The sequence below is a fragment of the Chryseobacterium sp. UNC8MFCol genome, assembly GCF_000482305.1.
Taxonomy (GTDB): Bacteria; Bacteroidota; Bacteroidia; order Flavobacteriales; family Weeksellaceae; genus Chryseobacterium; species Chryseobacterium indologenes.
Genome location: NZ_AXUZ01000014.1, coordinates 63,762 through 82,703, shown reverse-complemented (window position 1 = coordinate 82,703; position 18,942 = coordinate 63,762). Strand labels below are relative to the sequence as shown.

Genomic DNA, 18,942 nt, shown 5'->3' with positions numbered 1-18,942 from the left:
CGGTTACAGGCAGAGCAGGCAGCCTATACATATCTTAATGTTTCAAATATTGATGCTATTATGAAGCAACACAGGTTATCTTTTCCTAAATAGTAAGAGTGAAAATACCCCGATTCCGGAAAAAAGAGTACAGGCAATTCCAAGGTGCTGAATAAATCCTATACTTACCAATCCCAGTCCAATCATCACATAATAGATCAATCCCAATAATGCCCCAGCGCTTCCTGTTTCATTTTTATATTGTATCAGGGCCGTGCTCAGGATATTGGGGATAGCCATACTGAAAGCCATGACAATAAAAAAGTATGGAATTACAAAATAAATTCCTTCTCCTGTTAATATCCAGACCATTACAGAGGCAATGAAAGAGCCAAGAGTACTGATTTTTATTAAACCTGAAGATTCAAGCCCTTTTAATAACAGGCGTCTGTTGAGCTGTGCGCCGGCAAAAGTGCCTGCTGCAAGTACAATGCTGCTGTATCCGAAAGCGTACGATGAATATTCCTGCTCTTTAAAAATAAAAGGAGCCAGAGAATAGTACGAAAATAATAAAACATTAAAACTCATAATCAACAAACAGCACCTGATGATTTCATGATCTGTAAGCATTTGTTTTAATAAGCTGGTCAGTGTTTTGAAGCTTATTTGTTTTGGAAAAGGAAATGTTTCAGAGACTCTTTTCTGGGACAATATATAAAATAGCGCGGCCACAAGACATAAGGTGATAAAAACACCCTGATATCCGGAGACTGAAGCCAGCAGTGACCCTGTAAGCATACCGATAACAGGGCTGACGGATAGACCTATTCCGATCCAGGAAAATACTTTGCTGATGTGTTCTCTATCATAAGTATCACGTAAAATTGTTTGGGTAACAATAGAACCTACTGAAATACCGAATGCGGAGATAATCCTCGCGCTAAGCAATATCATGAAACTGGGTGCGAAAACGGCTGCAACTGTTCCGATTCCGTAAGTTATTAATCCGTATTGCAATGATTTTTTTCTTCCGATCCGGTCGCATTGTATTCCCCAGAAAGCGACTCCTAAAGCGAAGGCTATAAAATATAAACTTATCGTCAGTGTCGCTGATTCTTCTTTCACTCCAAAATATTCCTGTACCGACGGCAAAACCGGACTGTAAATAGTTTCCACAAATTGAGGAAGCATCACCAGTAATGTCAGCAACCACAACGGATTTGTCTTTTTCATTTTTTTCTGCAAAGTTTCCAAAAATTCAATGTATATTTATAATGATATAAAAACAAAAAATATCAAAAATAGGACATGGCGATTCTCAAACAAAAGCAGGAATTTGATGCAGATTCTCTACCAGGGAAAATAATAGGAATCGCTTCTGATATGGTAATGCATGATTCCGGTTTTCATTGCCATGTGACGAAAACCCAGCTTTTATATGCCCCTTCCGGTTGTATGACGGTTACCACTTCAGACAGGCAGTTTGTGCTGCCGCCGTTCAGAATGTTGTGGATTCCTGCCCATGAGGTTCACAGGGTAAATTTCCGTAATATGGTAGCCTACAGATCCATTTATTTTGATAGGGAATATGCTGCAGGTTGTATAAATTCAAGCCTTAAAGTTTTACATGTCAACCCTTTGCTGAAGGAGATTATTGAAAGAATGTGTTTCTGGGAATGGAGTGTTCCTGACGATTATCAGGAGAATATTATAAAGGTATTCTGGAATGAAATGAATGGAGCTCCTGAAGAAAAACTGGTCCTTAAAATGCCGCAGGACACACGTTTGAAAAAAATTTCAGAAGAATGGACCAAACGATTATCGATGCCTCCGATGTTGAAAAATCTCGCCGAAAATACAGGGGCGGTTGAAAAAACAATCACCCGGATTTTTAAGAAAGAAACCGGATTATCCTATCAGGAATGGAGGCAGCAATGGCGTCTTCAGAGATCCATCGAATTGTTGGTGGAAGGAAATTCGATAGGGGAAGTTTCTCATATTTTAGAATTTTCCTCCGATAGTGCCTTTATTGATTTTTTTAAAAAACAGACAGGATCAACACCGTTACAATACCTCATGCAGAACGGGTAAATCTTCAATTTTTACTGATACCTTAAACCAACGGTTATTTCTGAAAAGTGACCGAAAGCCGGTTGGGTGCCGGAATGACCGGTCAAAAATGTTTCAGAGTGTTTCTTGCCCTATGCAAAGTCTGTTGATGAATAATTTGCATAACATTGTATGACCATATAAAAACAAATGTCATGAACGATTATACCAATACAATAGAAGTAAGTACTACACCGCATCGGGTGTATGAAGCCCTGACTCACAGTATTCCTCTCTGGTGGTCTGCGTTGTTTACTGGATCATCATCAGCAATTGGGGATGTATTTACCATACGGTTTGGAGATCATATTCACAAAACATTTAAAGTAGAGGAGATGATACCTGATTCAAAAGTTGCCTGGTATGTGGAAGATTCACTGATTGCCCTTCCTGAATTGAAAAATCAAACCGAATGGATCGGAACAACGGTAGTTTGGGAAATAGTAAAAAAAGAAAACAATGCTTTGATAAAGGTAACTCACATCGGATTACGCCCTGCAGTTGAATGTTATGAAATATGTTCTACTGGCTGGGTGCAGTTTCTCGGTAGCCTTAAGCAGTTTTTAGAAACGGGAAAAGGATCTCCGTATGAAAAATAACATCTCGTTTTGGTACAATGCAATATTTAAAAAAGTAAATTCTCTATTCTGGAATTACCTCAATTCTAAACCTGACAGGTTTATCCACTTTATTCTCAGCCTCGGTAAAAAATAAAATTGCTGTAGCTCAAAAAAAAAGAAGCTGTCTACACATGGTAAACAGCCTCTTTTTGCATTTATTGTTGTCTGAATTATTTCTTCTTGTAAGCAGCGTCTTTGATTCTTGCTTTCTTACCTCTAAGGTCTCTGAAGTAGTAAATTCTAGCTCTTCTAACTCTACCTCTTCTGTCAACTTCAATTTTTTGAAGTGCCGGCATGTTGATAGGGAATACTCTTTCTACACCTACATCACCAGACATTTTTCTGATAGTGAAAGTTTTTGTAGAACCAGTACCTCTTAGTTGAATAACTGTTCCTTTGAAGAACTGAGTTCTGGTTTTTTGTCCTTCTTTAATTTCGTAATACACAGTAATTGTATCACCTGCTTTGAATTCAGGGAATTCTTTTTTAGCAATGTACTTGTCTTGTACGTACTTTAATAAATCCATTATTAATAAAATAAAATGTTAAAGCTAAGCAACTTACACGCTTTTCGTCAGAGGTTGAATAACAGGTTGCAAATGTACAAAATAGTTTTTGAATATACCAAACAATTAATGTGTTAAAAACTATAATTTTTCAATTTCGATTTTGTTAAAAAATTAACAGTTTGTTTAAGATTCCATCAGCCAGGATTTATATACGTAATTTACTTTTGCCCGAAATAAAAAATAGGATGCTTATTTTTTAAATCCTTGGTTTCCAATTTATCTGTAAAATATATACTATTTAAATAAATATATTATGAAACATTATTTCTTCTTTTTTTGTTTCGCGGTCCAGATGGCATTCGGACAGGTTTTGTTTCCTTATTTGCAAAACCCTACACCCAATTCCATGATCGTCAACTGGAAGACGGCTTCCAATAACGAGACTACCGTGATCTACGGAGATTCTCCCACAAATCTGAATGTCACTGTGACCGGTACAACCAATATCTTTTCGGATACAGGATACAATAATAACTACTATTACCACACAGCAAAGATTACCAATCTACAGCCCAACACCAAGTATTATTATAAGATAAAAACAGGAACGAGTGAATCTGCGGTCTACAACTTCAGAACTCTTCCACAACCGGGACAGGCAGTTACTGCCAATGGAAAAATCCGTTTCCTGATCATGGGAGACAATCAGATCAAAGCTGAACCGAGATATGATAGCCTTACTTTAAATGCCTATAAAAAATTAAAGGAAAAGTTCGGAGCCAATACCGATCCTTCTGATAATATCGCGCTTACTTTTATGGTAGGTGATCAGGTAGATGTGGGAACGTTAGATCATTATGAAAACGTCCACTTCAAAAAGAATATTAAATTATCACCTTACCTTCCTATCCAAACTACAGTAGGAAATCACGAAACCTATGCTCCGGTACCCGGAGGTATTCAGGGAATGGAATCTTATTATGCCCACTTTTATATTGATGAGATTAAATATAAAAATATCAGTTCCGGAAATGAAAATTACTATGCCCAGCAGGCAGGAAATGTGCTGTTCATCAGTTTAAGTTCTGAGCATACGGGAGCAGCACAGCAAACCTGGCTTCAACAGGTTCTGAATGCAGCAAATAATGATGCTACGGTAGACTGGATTATTTCTTTAAGCCACAGACCGTATCAGGCAGAACAGTATGTAGGAGATATTTCTACATGGGTAAGGAATAATGCAGTGCCGCTTCTGGTGACTTCCGATAAATACCTGATGCATGTCGGAGCCCACCATCACCTGTATCACAGGGGACAATTAAAAGATACCCCGAATTATCAGATTATTTCAGGAGGAACAGCCTGGGATCAATATTGGGGAATGTCTAATGAGAAGGATTTTGATGATGTTCAGAAAACATTGACAGACTGGACGTATCAAATCATTGAAGTCAATATCCCGACAGGAAAAGTAGATGTGGAATGCTATTCTATCGGAGGAAAATATACCAAGAAAGATAATGTATTAATCGATTCTTTCCATAGGTATAAAAACCAGCCCAAACCGGCAAAACCATCAATCACCAATACATTTTCTGGAGCAATAACCCTGCCTTTGACATTGAACGGAAGTACATTTTCTTCGTCAAATAATGAACTTTTAAATACCACTCAATTTCTGATCAGTAAGGCTCCGGATTTTTCCGTTATTGAAAAAGAAATCTATCGCGATTTTGAAAACTGGTTTGGAAAAGACGGAAACGGAAATCCAGATGTCACTAAGAACTTAAATGCCGGCGTTGATATTACTCAGGTTCTCTTGCCGGGAAATTCAATTCCGAACGGAATATATTATGCAAAAGTGCGTTACAGAGACAGAAACCTGGAATGGAGTGACTGGAGTGACGTGAAACAATTTGAAATTACAGGAAGTGTAGTTTCCAATCCTACATTTACTTTAAATAAAACTGAATATGCACAAAATGAGCCGATAATCGGTACGTATACAGGAGGACCGGGCAATCAGCAAGATTGGGTAGGAATTTATAAGAAAGGACAGACTCCGGGGGCCTCAGTAACCTCTCAGGGATATGTTTATACTAACGGGCAGACAGCGGGTACAGCTAGCTTTAACAACGGTTTGGCGACTAAAGGACAATATTTTGCAGGATTCTTTGCCAATAACGGTTATACGGAAATTACCCCAAGGAAAAATTTCTATGTAGGTCCCAATGTAAAGCTGCAGGCAACTGCCGATAATTATCCCGTAGGAGGAACGGTTACGATTAATTTTACGGATGGGCCAAATCTTCAGAAAGACTGGATCGGAATTTATAAAATGGGGCAAACTCCGGGAACCACAAATTCAATCAAATGGAGCTACGTTACCACAGCTGCCGGAACCGTTAATTTTACAGGGCTTCCAAAAGGATATTATTATGCCCAGTACCTGCTGGAAGACGGATACAACGGAATCGGAAATAAAGTATTCTTCAAAGTAGGAGATATCGTTACTGAACTGTGGACGAATAAACCGGTTTATACTTTAGGCGAAAATATCACCGCTTCATGGACAGATTCTCCGGGAATTATCAAAGACTGGCTGGGAATTTACCCTCAAAGCATTCAGTCTCCGGATGATAATTTTGTATCGTATACTTATTTTGACGGAATAACGCAGGGAACCAAAGCAATCCAGGGAACAGCAGTGCCAAGTACACCGGGGAACTATTACATGGTCATGTTTACCAATGACTCTTACACGGAAGTATCAAATAGGGTGCAGTTCCAGGTGACATCCTCAACCCTGGGAACGGATGAAACTAAAAGTACAGAGAAAAATGTAGTATTATACCCCAATCCTACAAAACCTGGTGAACCTACATTCATTAAAAGTGATTATCCTATTGAGAAAATCGAATTGGTATCCGCCACAGGAGATTTGTTGTATGAAACGAAAAATATCAATAACCAACGCTTCTCGCTGGTCAATGAAAATCTTCCGAAAGGAGTGTATTTTGTAAAAGTTCACGCCAGAAAGTTGTTTACTTTAAAATTGATTATTCAATAAAAAGTTTATTAAAAGATAATGCTAAGCAGGCTGTCGGTAACGACAGCCTGCTTTTTTGTGAGTAGCTAGGGAAATTTTGATCACCAAAAACCCTCTGAAAAAATAAAAGCAGCTCCAAACGATTGAAACTGCTTGTAATACTAGTGATTCTGATTAATCAAAGCTATTGTGTAAATCATCCTCAAGGATAATAGTCTGATTGGCTACAGAAAAAGAATCATCTCCTGTCTGTGCCAGAACCTTGGAATCCTGTACCAGCTTTCCTTCCTCATTATATATTTTTAAAAGGATCCATTTTCCGCTGCGTTCCAGTTCTTTTGATCCGTCAGCGGTTTTCAGTCTGATCTTTCCGCTTTGAAGAATACCTTCTTTTATAGAAACTTTGCCGGCAGGCTTTCCTTTTACATATTGTACGACCTGGCCTGTAAAGTTGTAATCATCACCTTCTGCGCTCAGGGGCTGATTGAACGTGTATACAATAAGCCCACTGCTGTTATAGATCGTTCCGTCGTACGCATCTTGTTTTGAGTTGAGCTTTTTCTCAGATTTCAGCTTGCTGTCTTCAGAATAGGCTTTTAGATGTATCACGGTTCCTTCTTTAAAATGTCTTTCACTCAGCCCATCATACGCAATACCATTATAGGGAAGATCATCTTTATACGTTAATGTAGATTTTAATTTTCCTTCAGGGGAATAATATTTGATTTCCTGAGTAGAACCTTCTTTTAAAAATACTTCACTGGAAAGTTTACCATTTTCATCAAATATCTTATTCTGGATAGCCTCCCCGTTTTTGTAAATATCTATGGTCGAAATATTGATATTATCATAGCTGAAATGATAGTCTTCTCCATCCATGGGATTAAAGACATCACCTTCCTTATCATATGCATAGGTAAGATGAGCAATTTTTTTTCCCGATTCGTCATAAGTGGTTTTGTAGCCGTCTTTTTTGCCAACCTTATGTTCCTGTATAATTTTCCCGATTTGAGAATAAATTACACTTTCTTTGATGGTACCGTCGCTCTTGTATTTATCGATTTTGGAAACCCTCATCGGGTTATAGTAATAATCTACCTGCGTGCTTTCTTTCCCTGATTCGGAAGTTGCACTACCGATATATTTACCTTTTTCACCGTAATATTTATTTTCATAGTTGCCGTTTTTGATCACTGATTCACTTCTGATTCCTTTAATGTCATCGTCATAAATAATCGTTTGGGCAGGATTGGAATTTTCATAGACGGTGATGCTGTTATAAAAAATCTCATTTTCAGGATCTTTATAGCTAAACGACTTTCCGCTGAAGGTACCATCACCATGGTATATGAGATCCTCTATCAGCTTACCGTTCACATCGTAGGATTGGGTAGGTCCGATTTGTGTACCTTTAGCATAGGTGGTGGTACTCATTACTTTTCCCTCAGGAGTATACCATGTTACTTTACCGTCAAAAACTTCATTACCAGGCGTAGTATCTGAAGCCAGTCCTTCCATTTGAAGCGTTCCGTTTTTATAAAAATCTTTGATCAGTGTAAGTTTGCCTTTTGAAGTAGATTCCCGGTAATACTCCATTTTATCTTGGGTGGTTTTCTCCCAGTTTTCATCGAAATAAGTTTTTTCCTGTCCATATACATTCATGCTGAGTACCAGGGCAATAAATGCAGATGTGAATAATTTTTTCATGTTTTGATCGTATGTTATAATTAATGTGATTGCAGATGTTGAAAATAAAGGTCAGAAAGGGAAGTGACGATTAGGTCGTCGCAAAATAATTTTACATTGAAATTGTGTTTAAATAAATAATATTCTAAATACTGTAGTATAAAGGCGTTTTTTAGCATTTAAAACCCCAAATATAAGTCTATTTAATGAAAAATAGGTAAAAAATGAACCGATCTGTTCATTTTTATTTATAATTAATTGAATTTTAAATAGTTAATCTTTTATGGTTACAATTCAAAATTGGAACAATTTCCGCTGTTATTTCTGGCCATGGGAGATAAGAGAAAATTTATTAAATTTAGGCAATAGAAAAATCTAATATTATCATGATAGATAAAAGAGTAAAAAATGCAAAGGAAGCCATTGAAGGAATTAAGGATGGAATGACACTGATGCTTGGCGGATTCGGACTTTGTGGTATTCCTGAAAACTCAATCAATGCCTTGGTGGAAAGTGATGTGAAAGATTTAACCTGTATTTCAAATAATGCAGGAGTAGATGATTTCGGATTGGGATTGCTGCTTCACAAAAGACAGATTAAGAAAATGATCTCTTCTTATGTAGGAGAAAACGCAGAATTTGAAAGACAAATGCTTTCCGGAGAACTAGAAGTTGAGCTGACTCCGCAAGGAACTTTAGCCGAAAAATGCAGAGCTGCTCAGGCAGGCATTCCGGCCTTCTATACACCGGCAGGATACGGAACTGAAATTGCTGAAGGGAAAGAAGTAAAGGAATTCAAAGGAAAACCTCATATTTTAGAACATGCTTTTGATGCAGATTTTTCTATCGTAAAAGCCTGGAAAGGAGATCACGTCGGAAATCTTATTTTCAAAGGATCTGCCAGAAATTTTAACCACCCGATGGCAGGAGCAGGAAAAATTACCATTGCTGAAGTAGAAGAACTGGTAGAACCCGGAGAATTAGATCCCAACGAAATTCATATTCCGGGCATCATGATTCAGAGAATTTTCCAGGGAGAAAAATTTGAAAAAAGAATCGAACAGAGAACAGTAAGAACTAAAGAATAAAGTAAATCCAATTACAATAAAAAAGCGCTGAAAATAACTTCAGCGCTTTTTTTATGCTTGAGGACTGAGCGTCTTCCTTTCTCCGATCTGTTGTCTCCACATGGCATAATAAAGCCCTTTTTCTGCGATCAGATTCTCATGAGAGCCTGTTTCTATAACCTGGCCGCGTTCAAGGACATAAATTTTGTCAGCATGCATGATGGTACTGAGACGGTGCGCGATAAGAACGGTAATCTGTTCTCTTTCTTTCGAAATATCTTTAATCGTAGTCGTAATCTCTTCTTCTGTAATACTGTCCAGTGCTGAAGTAGCTTCATCAAAAATCAAAAGATGAGGTTTTCTCAAAAGAGCCCTTGCAATGGCGATCCTTTGCTTCTCTCCACCACTTAATTTTAGCCCACCTTCACCAATCACGGTTTCTATACCTTTCTCTGCCCTTTCCAAAAGTGCAGTACAGCTGGATTTTTGTAATGCCAGAGCCAGTTCGGATTCAGTCGCTTTCGGATTTACGAAAAGAAGATTTTCTTTAATTGTCCCTGCAAAAAGCTGAGTATCCTGAGTTACAAAGCCGATTTGATTTCTCAGTTCATCAAAATCGAATTCTTTTCCATTCACTTTATTGTAGAAAATATTTCCCTCCTGAGGTCTGTACAGGCCTACCAATAGCTTTACCAGGGTGCTTTTTCCCGAGCCGCTTGGCCCGACAAAGGCGATGGTTTCTCCGTTTTTGACATCAAAAGAAATATTGTTCAAAGCTTTATACTGAGCCGACTGATGTTTAAATGAAACATGCTTGAATTCCAGCTCCTCAATGGCACCAATCTGCTTTGGATGAAGAGGTTTTTCTTCTACCTCTTTTTGCATCAGATGATCAAAATTCTGAAGAGAAGCCTCCGCTTCACGATACGAAATGATGATGTTTCCGATTTCCTGCATCGGTCCAAAAATGAAAAAACCATAAAACATCAGAGATAAATATTGGCCAGGAGTTACAATGTTTTTAAATATTAATAATAATAAAGTAAGAGTAATCAATTGTTGAAGGAAATTAACCATTGTTCCCTGGATAAAGCTTAAAGAACGGATGCTTTTAACCTTTCTCAGTTCCAGTCCGAGAATTTTGTAAGTATTATTATTCAAACGGATCACCTCCTGTTTGGTCAGCCCCAGACTTTTGACAATTTCTATATTTCTCAGGCTTTCAGTAGTACTTCCTGCTAAAGCCGTTGTTTCTGAAACAATATTTTTCTGAATGATTTTAATCCTTTTACTCAGTAAATTGGTGATAAAAGCAATCAGAAAAACTCCGCAGATGTAAACGGGCATGATCGACCAGTGCAGACGGATCGCATACACGGACACGAAAATGATACTCACCAGAATACCAAAGAAAATATTAATAAAATTGGTAATGAATTTTACAGAGTCTTCTCTTACTTTCGTTAAAATAGAAAGCGTTTCACCGCTTCTCTGATCTTCAAACTCCTGATAGGGAAGGGCCATCGAATGTTGTAAACCGTCAGTGAATATTTTTGCTCCGAATTTCTGTGTGATCACACTTACCACATAATCCTGAAAGGCTTTGGCAATTCTGCTGACCATCGCTGTTCCGATCAATAATCCCAGAAAATAAAAAGCACCATGATAGACTCCGTTGCCATATAAATACTCATTCAGATTCCTGGCTAAAAGTTTTTCTTTGTCAAAAAAATTGGGATGAGTGACCAGCTGATCAAGGATATTTCCTGTAATAGCCGGGGCAAATAAAGAAAAAACCTGATTAATGGTAGCCAGTAATAAAGAAATAATGATCAGCCACTGGTAAGGTTTAAGGTATCTAAAAAGTATTTTCATTCTGATAAATAATGTTACAAAATTACAGATATTATTTTAACTAACAGTGTTAATTATTAAGACCTGTAAAGCCCTTTTGTATTCAGTTTAAAATAATTAAATTGCAGTCTAAGTTTTTATTATGCTTACAAAAGAACAAATTGCCAAAAGAATTTCAAAAGAACTGAAAGATCGTTATTATGTAAACCTGGGAATAGGAATCCCTACTTTGGTTGCCAACTATGTTCCGGAAGGTATTTCTGTAGAATTCCAGAGTGAAAACGGAGTTTTAGGGATGGGACCTTTCCCTTTCGAAGGAGAAGAAGATGCTGATATCATCAATGCCGGAAAACAAACTATTACTATTTTAGACGGAGGCTCATTCTTCGATTCTGCTTTCAGTTTCGGAATGATCCGTGGTCAGAAGGTAGATCTTACCATTCTGGGAGCCATGGAAGTTTCCGAAAACGGAGATATTGCCAATTGGAAAATTCCGGGAAAAATGGTAAAAGGAATGGGAGGTGCCATGGATTTAGTTGCTTCAGCCGAAAATATTATTGTTGCCATGATGCACGTTAATAAGGCTGGAGAAAGCAAGATCCTGAAAAAATGTACCCTTCCCCTTACCGGAGTAAACTGTGTGAAAAGAGTCGTTACCGAATTAGCTGTTCTGGATGTGACTCCCGCAGGGTTCAAACTGGTGGAAAGAGCTCCGGGTGTTTCAGTAGAACACATTGTGAACGCTACAGAGGCAGATCTGATCATTGAAGGTGAAATTCCTGAAATGCAATTGTAACCCATTACGAAAATAAATGATTATAAATAATAAAGCAGTAGAGATTCACCTCTACTGCTTTTTCTTTTGTCAATGTTCAGTATGGAGTTTATTCGAAAGAATGATGATCAGCAAAAGCCTGCTCTATAAAATAGCAAGGTTACAGGAGTATTCAAAAAAAATTGCTGACAAAGATGCGTAGCAGAAAGGGCTGCTTCATTATGAAACAGCCCTTTTATATTGTAAAGTTTAACTTTAAATATATAATTTCTTATTTATTATCCTGTGCTCCGAAAACCTTCTGCAAAATACTTGTCGTTCTCATTGCAGGGGTATTTCTGATCCCGCTTTCTTTCTGGGCTACCATTTTGAATACCCCGTTGATTGTTTCTGTAGTTACATATTCATTAAGGTCGGTGGTTACGGCCTGTCCTGTGAATGTATTATATTTTGAGATCAGGTTTTTCCATACTGTGTCTGCACCTACTTTACCCAGTGATGCTTTTACTTTTGGCTGGAAAGCCGTAAATAGCTGGTTCTGAGTTTTGCTTTGTAAATAATTGGTGGCAGCATTATCAGTTCCTAATAAAATATTTTTAGCGTCGTTGATCGTCATTGACGTAATCGCGCTGGTGAAAATAGGGGCAGCTTCGGTAACGGCGTCCTCGGCAGCTCTGTTTAAAAGCTTTACTCCCTCATCAGCAAGACTTCCCATTCCCAGAGAACGTAGGGTAGTATCAATTTTTCTTAACTTTTCAGGCATCAGGATTTTTACAGCCTCATTTTTAAAAAAGCCATCCGTTAAAGCCAGTTTTTTTACTCCATCCGTTACTCCAAGAGTTAAAGCTTCTTTTAATCCTGACGAAATCTGTGGCGAAGTAAGGTTTCCAAGATTTACAGGATTGCTGGTGGAATTAACGTTTGTAGAAGGTTGAGGTGTCGTGGTCGTTGCAGCTGTTGTTCCTTTTGTTTTGACAGGAGCATCAAGATCCACACCTGTTTTATTTTTGACGGTAGATTTTATAATATCGAAAAGCTGTGCTTGAGCAGATACTGAAAATAATAATCCGGCTGCTAATAAAATGTTTTTTCTCATTGTATTTTTTTACAAATTTAATTGTTTATTTACGTATAGTCGCTTACACTTAGCAAAAAATAAACCACAATTTTATTGTTGCGTTTTTTTTATTGAAGTTCAGCGTAAAGGACTTAGATCTTTATTAGCCCATAATAGTCTGTGCAATATCTTTGATTATTTCTTAAAATCTGGAATAATTGATGAAAATGAGTCAATAATTTTTAGAAAATATTTATCTTAGCTAAAACCTTAACCACATCTAATGATACGGACTTTTTTTACATTCTTTCTGTTAATGTCAACGGTAATTCTTGCACAAAATAAATTGAACTTAATTCCTTATCCTCAAAAAATTGAATTTTCTCAGGGTGAATTTATCCTGCCTGAAAAAATCATTTTAGATGAAAATCTTTCTAAATCAGAACGCGAATACTATTCAAAATATTTCGGTAAATTTTTTACACTGACGTATGGTAAAAAAGAAAAAATGCAGCTCATCAGCGCATTGTTTCCTCCATCCGTTGTCCCTTTAAGCGAAGAACAAAAAAAAGAAAAATATGCCATTGAAATCTCGCCGGCAAATATTGTTATCCGCTCTTATACAGACCAGGGGCATTTTCTGGCTCTTCAGACCCTGATTCAGATTTTTGAACAATATAAAGACAGTAAGAAAATTCCGGCCATGAAAATCGAAGATCAGCCGAAGTTTGCCTGGAGAGGAATGCATTTGGACGTATGCCGTCACTTTTTCACTGTAGATGAAGTAAAGCAGTATATTGATTATCTGGCCATGTATAAATTGAACACTTTTCATTGGCATTTGACAGATGATCAGGGATGGAGAATTGAAATTAAAAAATATCCTAAACTAACCCAGGTTGGTTCTAAGCGTAAAGAATCTATGATAGGTGCCTATGCTGACAATACCTTCGACGGGAAACCTTACGGCCCTTATTTTTATACTCAGGATCAGATTAAGGAGGTCGTAAAATATGCACAGGAAAGACATATTACCGTCGTTCCGGAAATAGAAATGCCGGGACATGCCTTGGCAGCACTATCTGCATATCCTGAACTGGCATGTACAAAAGGCCCTTTTGAAGCTGCCACCAAATGGGGTGTTTTTGATGACGTATTTTGTCCTAAAGATGAAACATTTACATTTCTGGAAAATGTCTTAGATGAGGTGATTCAGTTATTCCCCTCACAATACATCCATATCGGTGGTGATGAATGCCCGAAAACACGATGGAAAGAATGTGCTCATTGCCAGGAATTGATAAAGAAAAATAATCTGAAAGATGAACACGGCTTACAGAGCTACTTCATTCAGAGAATTGAAAAATATGTCAACAGTAAAGGCAGGAAAATCATCGGCTGGGATGAAATTTTAGAAGGCGGGTTGGCTCCTAACGCTGCTGTTATGAGCTGGACAGGGGTAAATGGAGGAATTGAAGCTGCAAAATCAAAACATTTTGCCGTAATGACCCCTGGAGCGTATTGCTATTTCGACCATTATCAGGGAGATCCACAGTCAGAACCTAATGCCTTTGGAGGATTTACTCCACTCGATAAAGTATATTCTTATAACCCGATTCCTTCAGAATTAACTCCGGAACAGGGAAAATACATCATGGGAGTACAAGCGAATCTGTGGACAGAGTATATTGACAATTTTAAGCAGGTTCAGTATATGATATTTCCAAGGCTAATGGCACTTTCGGAAGTAGGGTGGGGAACATCAGATCCTGAAAACTATAAAAATTTTGAAAACAGAGTCATCAGTCAGTTCAAAGTGTTGGATAAAATGGGCGTCAATTATGCCAAAAGTATTTATAATATTTCAGGAAAAGTAGTTCCGGCCGGCACAGGAATTACCTATGAGCTGTCCACCTCACAAAATTCAAGCGGCATCCGGTATACAACCGATGGTGCTGATCCTACAATCAATTCAAAAACATATCAGGGTGCTATTCCGGTTCCTGCATCAATGACAATAAAATCAGCCTATTTTGAAAATGGTCAGCTGAAAAGTTCAATCACTTCACAACAATTTACCATTTCAAAAACAACAGGAAAGAAAATTAATCTTGAAAATCAACCGAGTGAAAACTATTCATTCGGGGGCGCAGCTACTCTGGTAGACGGTATAATAGGTAATTCAAGACAACTTGGTAAAACATGGCTGGGCTTTAACGGTAAAGATGTGGTCGCTACCATCGATTTCGGACAAAAAACAGACTTTTCGCAAGTGTATTTCAATACCCTTGAAAATAAAGGAAGCTGGATTCACCTGGCAAAATCTGCAAAAATCTTTACCTCCGAAGACAATAAGAATTTTAAACTGATCAAAGAGATCGGAAAAGAGGAAATTCAGAATGCCAAAGGAAAAATGCTGCTGAACGTAGGAAAACAAAATTCGAGATATTTTAAAATAGCCATTGAAAATGCGGGGATAATTCCGGCCGGAAATCCGGGAGCAGATTCTAAAGCATGGCTTTTTGTCGATGAAATTGGCGTAAATTAGCACGTAGAATTTTTTACCCATGCAGAACGATATACTATGTTCAGAATTCTCTTCACCCGATCTTGTGGAAAAACTGCATCGTTTCGGGGTGTTGAAAAACTATAGGGAAGGAGACATTATCTTAGATGAAAATGCATCAATCCGCTCTATTCCTATTGTGATGAAAGGAATGATCAAAGTGATCAGGACAGAAGAAGACGGAAGAGAAATCCTGCTGTACTACATTAAAGCCGGAGAAAGCTGCATTATGTCTTTTCTCGGCGGAATGCACAACGAAAAAAGTATAGTAAAAGCCGAAGTGGAAGAAGATAGTGAGGTACTTTTTCTCCCTTTAGATAAAGTTTCTTTGTTTATTAAAGAGCATCCCGATTGGCTGGACTATATTTTCAGGCTTTATCATAAACGATTTGAGGAACTTTTAGATATTATCAATGCCATTGCCTTTAAAAAAGTAGATCAGCGGCTATTGAACCTTCTTCATAAAAAGTCTGAGCTCACAGGCTCCGATACCATCCAGACCACTCATGAACAGCTTGCCAATGAATTGGGAACAGCGAGAGTCGTTGTGTCGAGACTTCTCAAACAGCTTGAAGAAGAAGGAAAACTGAAACTGGGAAGAAATAAAATACTCCTTCTCAAAACGCTCAATCCGTAATTGAATTCGTACATAATAAAAAGTAGTTCCGGCAAATCGAAGATTTGCCGGAACTACTTTTTATTAGCTCTGATGTTTATATTAAAAACGTCTTATGTAACAAAAGTAGCTGTAGACTTTCCCAAACTATCCCATTTTTGTACCAACATTCTTTAAGCAGTACAATGGAAATTTTAGGATACACAGCATCAGTTTTAATAGGAATTTCACTTGGTTTAATAGGAGGCGGTGGCAGTATTCTCACGGTACCGGTCTTGGTTTATCTTTTCGGATTGGATGCCTTATTGGCTACAGAATATTCTCTTTTTATCGTCGGGGCAAGCAGTATCGTCGGTTCTTTCTCTTATTGTAAAAAAGGATGGGTCGATTTTAAAATAGTTCTGATATTCGGAATTCCTTCCGTTATGGCAATTTTTCTGACGAGAACCTATTTCCTGCCATTCATACCCGATATCCTCATTAAGATCCATGATTTTGCCATAACCAGAAATGTTTTTTTACTCTTACTTTTTGCGGGTTTAATGATTCTGGCCTCCTATAAAATGATCCGAACTCAGGCTACTTTAGGAATTTCAGAGGTTGATCATGGAGAAAATAAAACTTTACTGGCAATGGCGCAGGGAGCTGTTGTCGGTGTTTTAACAGGGTTGGTAGGAGCCGGAGGAGGTTTTATGATCATCCCTGCACTGGTTAATTTATTGAAAGTTTCCATGAAAACAGCAATAGGAACTTCATTGGTGCTTATTTCTTTCAACTCTCTGATCGGATTCCTTTCATCCGTCAACGATGCAAAAATAAACTGGAATATACTTTCGTCTGTTACAGCCATTGCCATCATAGGAATTCTGATAGGTTCTCAGCTGTCAAAGAAAATTGACGGTAAAAAATTAAAGCCCGCATTTGGATGGTTTATCTTGATAATGGGAATTTATATTATCACCAGAGAACTGTTTTTCTAGTCTCCTTATGTAACAAAAGTAGCTGTGGAGAATTAAGGGAAGTCGGAAATTTATATCAAAGAACAAAATCTAAAATAAGTACAATGAAAATAGAACAGATCTATACAGGATGTCTGGCGCAGGGAGCGTATTACATCAGTTCAGGTGGAGAAGCTGCAATCATTGATCCTCTGAGGGAAACAGCTCCCTATCTCGAAAAATTGAAAAAGGACGGACTTGCACTACAATATATCTTTGAAACCCATTTTCACGCTGATTTTGTCAGTGGCCATCTTGATTTAAGCAGAAAGACAGGAGCTCCGGTTGTCTATGGACCTACAGCAAAAACTGACTTTAAAGCAATAATAGCAGAAGATAATCAGGTATTCAAAGTAGGAAATATTACAATAAAAGTCCTTCATACTCCCGGGCATACGCTGGAAAGTTCATCTTATCTGCTGATTGATGAATTTGGAATTGAAAAAGCCCTTTTCAGTGGTGACACCTTGTTCCTTGGTGATGTAGGGCGCCCGGATCTTGCCCAAAAGGCAGGAAATCTGACAAAAGAAGACCTCGCTGGAATGCTTTATGACAGCTTGTATGAAAAAATTCTGCCTTTACCGGATCACATTATTGTATATCCGGCTCATGGCGCAGGTTCTGCCTGTGGAAAGAATATGCAGAAGGAAACTCTTGATACGCTGGGAAATCAAAAGAAAACAAATTATGCCCTCAATCAGAAAAATAAAGCAGCTTTCATTAAAGAAGTAACAGACGGGCTCTCGCCTCCACCTGCTTATTTTGAAATGAATGTCATGATGAATAAAAAAGGATATCATAGCTTTGATGAAGTATTAACAAGAGGTTTACAAGCCTTGGAAACAGCAGCCTTTGAAGAAATCGCAGAAATGTCTGGAGCATTAATTCTCGATGTGAGAAACAGCGATATATTTGCCAGAGGCTTTATTCCACAATCTGTAAATATAGGTTTGGATGGTGATTTTGCCCCTTGGGTCGGAGCTTTAGTTGAAGATGTTAATCAGCCGATTCTTTTAGTGACCGGAAAAGGAGATGAAGAAGAAGCGGTAACCAGGCTGAGCAGAGTAGGCTTTGATCATGTTTTAGGATTTCTGGAAGGAGGTTTCGAAGCATGGGAACAGGCAGGAAAAGAAACGGATTCAGTCAATCGTATTTCTGCTGAAGAATTGGAGAAGGACATTAAAGGAAAATATGCAAAAATAATCGATATCAGAAGAGAAAGTGAATACCACGCAGAACACATTGAAGAAGCATTCAGTAAGCCTTTGGCATATATCAATGACTGGGTGTCTCAGCTGAATAGCGAAGAACATTTTTATATACACTGCGGCAGTGGATATCGAAGTACTATCGCTGCAAGTATTCTTCAGGCGAGAGGATACAGGAATTTTACCGAAATTGAAGGTGGTTTTAAAGCAATCTCTGCCACGGGTATTCCTAAAAGTGATTTTGTTTGTCAGACTAAAATTTTAAAATAATTAAATATGTTGGAGATCATAAAAGAACCATGGCCCTGGTATATTGCAGGCCCTTTAATCGGACTTACCGTTCCCGCTTTGCTGATCATGGGAAATAAATCCTTTGGAATAAGCTCAGCCTTAAGACATGCATGTGCAGCTTGCGTACCGGCCAATATTGATTTTTTTAAATATGACTGGCAAAAAGAAGCCTGGAATTTATTCTTTGTCCTCGGGATTTTTATCGGAGGAATAATTACAGCCAATTTTCTGATGAATACTTCCGAAATTATCGTTAACCCCGAATTAAAAGCGGAATTGACAGGATACGGGATTACGGATTACAGCAATCTCGTTCCGAAACAATTGATGAATTTTGAAAACCTCTTTACCATCCGGGGATTTATCATGATGGTAATCGGTGGTTTTCTGGTTGGTTTTGGAACACGCTATGCCGGTGGATGTACCAGCGGGCATGCCATCATGGGACTTTCTAATCTACAGTGGCCTTCGTTGGTCGCCACCATTTGTTTTATGATAGGAGGATTTTTAATGGCGAACTTTATCCTGCCCCTTATTCTTTCCCTGTAAGTATAATTA

General features: G+C 38.0%; 15 protein-coding genes. 10 read left to right on the top strand and 5 right to left on the bottom strand.

The window, feature by feature from the left end; all coding sequences use genetic code 11:
- Positions 1-75 precede the first annotated feature (75 nt).
- Positions 76-1,212, bottom strand: coding sequence for an MFS transporter (locus M030_RS0108655; RefSeq protein WP_027373148.1), 1,137 nt, complete (start codon positions 1,210-1,212; stop codon positions 76-78).
- 75 nt (positions 1,213-1,287) lie between these two features.
- Between M030_RS0108655 and M030_RS0108650 the strand changes: the two genes are divergently transcribed.
- Together M030_RS0108650 and M030_RS23895 are read left to right on the top strand one after the other, a co-directional pair.
- On the top strand, positions 1,288-2,070 hold the full coding sequence (locus M030_RS0108650) for an AraC family transcriptional regulator (RefSeq protein WP_027373147.1): 783 nt from the start codon (positions 1,288-1,290) through the stop codon (positions 2,068-2,070).
- Between the two features lie 173 nt (positions 2,071-2,243).
- Positions 2,244-2,687, top strand: a complete 444-nt coding sequence (locus tag M030_RS23895; RefSeq protein WP_051584954.1) for an SRPBCC family protein — start codon at positions 2,244-2,246, stop codon at positions 2,685-2,687.
- Positions 2,688-2,878: 191 nt separating this feature from the next.
- Here the strand turns inward: M030_RS23895 and rplS are convergent, their stop codons facing one another.
- The gene (gene rplS, locus M030_RS0108635; RefSeq protein ID WP_002980648.1) at positions 2,879-3,235 is read right to left on the bottom strand and encodes a 50S ribosomal protein L19; all 357 of its coding nucleotides are present in this window, start codon (positions 3,233-3,235) and stop codon (positions 2,879-2,881) included.
- Between the two features lie 295 nt (positions 3,236-3,530).
- On the opposite strand from rplS, the gene M030_RS0108630 reads away from it, so the two are divergent.
- Positions 3,531-6,287 (top strand): fibronectin type III domain-containing protein, encoded by a 2,757-nt coding sequence (locus M030_RS0108630; protein WP_027373146.1) that lies wholly within the window; start codon positions 3,531-3,533, stop codon positions 6,285-6,287.
- Positions 6,288-6,440: 153 nt separating this feature from the next.
- On the opposite strand, the gene M030_RS23890 is transcribed toward M030_RS0108630, so the two are convergent.
- A complete protein-coding gene (locus tag M030_RS23890; RefSeq protein ID WP_051584952.1) occupies positions 6,441-7,973 on the bottom strand; it encodes a hypothetical protein in 1,533 nt (510 codons plus the stop codon).
- A 365-nt stretch (positions 7,974-8,338) separates the two neighbouring features.
- Here M030_RS23890 and M030_RS0108620 point away from each other — a divergent pair, with 365 nt between their 5' ends.
- On the top strand, positions 8,339-9,040 hold the full coding sequence (locus M030_RS0108620) for a CoA transferase subunit A (protein WP_027373145.1): 702 nt from the start codon (positions 8,339-8,341) through the stop codon (positions 9,038-9,040).
- A gap of 51 nt (positions 9,041-9,091) precedes the next feature.
- Here M030_RS0108620 and M030_RS0108615 read toward each other — a convergent pair whose 3' ends face one another.
- Positions 9,092-10,894 (bottom strand): ABC transporter ATP-binding protein, encoded by a 1,803-nt coding sequence (locus M030_RS0108615; RefSeq protein WP_034722334.1) that lies wholly within the window; start codon positions 10,892-10,894, stop codon positions 9,092-9,094.
- A gap of 121 nt (positions 10,895-11,015) precedes the next feature.
- Here M030_RS0108615 and M030_RS0108610 point away from each other — a divergent pair, with 121 nt between their 5' ends.
- Positions 11,016-11,669, top strand: coding sequence for a CoA transferase subunit B (locus M030_RS0108610; protein ID WP_027373143.1), 654 nt, complete (start codon positions 11,016-11,018; stop codon positions 11,667-11,669).
- A gap of 250 nt (positions 11,670-11,919) precedes the next feature.
- On the opposite strand, the gene M030_RS0108600 is transcribed toward M030_RS0108610, so the two are convergent.
- The gene (locus M030_RS0108600; RefSeq protein ID WP_027373142.1) at positions 11,920-12,744 is read right to left on the bottom strand and encodes a DUF4197 domain-containing protein; all 825 of its coding nucleotides are present in this window, start codon (positions 12,742-12,744) and stop codon (positions 11,920-11,922) included.
- A gap of 277 nt (positions 12,745-13,021) precedes the next feature.
- Here M030_RS0108600 and M030_RS0108595 point away from each other — a divergent pair, with 277 nt between their 5' ends.
- The 5 genes from M030_RS0108595 (at position 13,022) to M030_RS0108575 (ending at position 18,933) form a co-directional block, all read left to right on the top strand.
- The gene (locus M030_RS0108595) at positions 13,022-15,253 is read left to right on the top strand and encodes a family 20 glycosylhydrolase (RefSeq protein ID WP_316931412.1); all 2,232 of its coding nucleotides are present in this window, start codon (positions 13,022-13,024) and stop codon (positions 15,251-15,253) included.
- A gap of 19 nt (positions 15,254-15,272) precedes the next feature.
- Positions 15,273-15,908, top strand: coding sequence for a Crp/Fnr family transcriptional regulator (locus M030_RS0108590; protein WP_027373140.1), 636 nt, complete (start codon positions 15,273-15,275; stop codon positions 15,906-15,908).
- A gap of 164 nt (positions 15,909-16,072) precedes the next feature.
- Complete coding sequence (locus M030_RS0108585; protein ID WP_027373139.1) at positions 16,073-16,867, top strand: sulfite exporter TauE/SafE family protein; 795 nt, start codon at positions 16,073-16,075, stop codon at positions 16,865-16,867.
- An 83-nt stretch (positions 16,868-16,950) separates the two neighbouring features.
- Positions 16,951-18,363, top strand: coding sequence for an MBL fold metallo-hydrolase (locus tag M030_RS0108580; RefSeq protein ID WP_027373138.1), 1,413 nt, complete (start codon positions 16,951-16,953; stop codon positions 18,361-18,363).
- 6 nt (positions 18,364-18,369) lie between these two features.
- Positions 18,370-18,933: a YeeE/YedE family protein gene (locus M030_RS0108575; protein ID WP_027373137.1), complete on the top strand. Its 564-nt coding sequence runs from the start codon at positions 18,370-18,372 to the stop codon at positions 18,931-18,933.
- Positions 18,934-18,942 lie beyond the last annotated feature (9 nt).